This window comes from Kitasatospora sp. NPDC059146 (assembly GCF_042786665.1).
GTDB lineage: Bacteria > Actinomycetota > Actinomycetes > Streptomycetales > Streptomycetaceae > Kitasatospora.
Window position 1 is genome coordinate 1 of sequence record NZ_JBHZCY010000279.1, and the last position, 1,069, is coordinate 1,069.

The 1,069-nt window shown below is 55.6% G+C and carries 1 rRNA gene; it reads left to right on the forward strand.

Features of this window, described 5'->3' with window-relative positions:
• A 23S ribosomal RNA gene (locus ACFXPX_RS43910) occupies positions 1 to 1,028 on the forward strand; the annotation flags it as partial.
• Positions 1,029 to 1,069: the final 41 nt, after the last annotated feature.

Sequence of the window (1,069 nt, forward strand, 5' to 3'; positions counted from 1 at the left end):
GGCGAAGCTGAGAACTTAAGCGCCAGTAAACGGCGGTGGTAACTATAACCATCCTAAGGTAGCGAAATTCCTTGTCGGGTAAGTTCCGACCTGCACGAATGGCGTAACGACTTCTCGACTGTCTCAACCATAGGCCCGGTGAAATTGCATTACGAGTAAAGATGCTCGTTTCGCGCAGCAGGACGGAAAGACCCCGGGACCTTTACTATAGCTTGATATTGGTGTTCGGTTCGGCTTGTGTAGGATAGGTGGGAGACTTTGAAGCAGCAACGCCAGTTGTTGTGGAGTCGACGTTGAAATACCACTCTGGTCGTGCTGGATGTCTAACCTGGGTCCGTGATCCGGATCAGGGACAGTGTCTGGTGGGTAGTTTAACTGGGGCGGTTGCCTCCTAAAGAGTAACGGAGGCGCCCAAAGGTTCCCTCAGCCTGGTTGGCAATCAGGTGTTGAGTGTAAGTGCACAAGGGAGCTTGACTGTGAGACTGACGGGTCGAGCAGGTACGAAAGTAGGGACTAGTGATCCGGCGGTGGCTTGTGGAAGCGCCGTCGCTCAACGGATAAAAGGTACCCCGGGGATAACAGGCTGATCTTCCCCAAGAGTCCATATCGACGGGATGGTTTGGCACCTCGATGTCGGCTCGTCGCATCCTGGGGCTGGAGTAGGTCCCAAGGGTTGGGCTGTTCGCCCATTAAAGCGGTACGCGAGCTGGGTTTAGAACGTCGTGAGACAGTTCGGTCCCTATCCGCTGTGCGCGTAGGAGTGTTGAGAAGGGCTGTCCCTAGTACGAGAGGACCGGGACGGACGAACCTCTGGTGTGCCAGTTGTCCTGCCAAGGGCATGGCTGGTTGGCTACGTTCGGGAGGGATAACCGCTGAAAGCATCTAAGCGGGAAGCCTGCTTCGAGATGAGCACTCCCACCTCCTTGAGAGGGTAAGGCTCCCAGTAGACGACTGGGTTGATAGGCCGGATATGGAAGCCCTGTAAGGGGTGGAGTTGACCGGTACTAATAGGCCGAGGGCTTGTCCTCAGTTGCTCGCGTCCACTGTGTTGTTCTGAAACAACGACCCC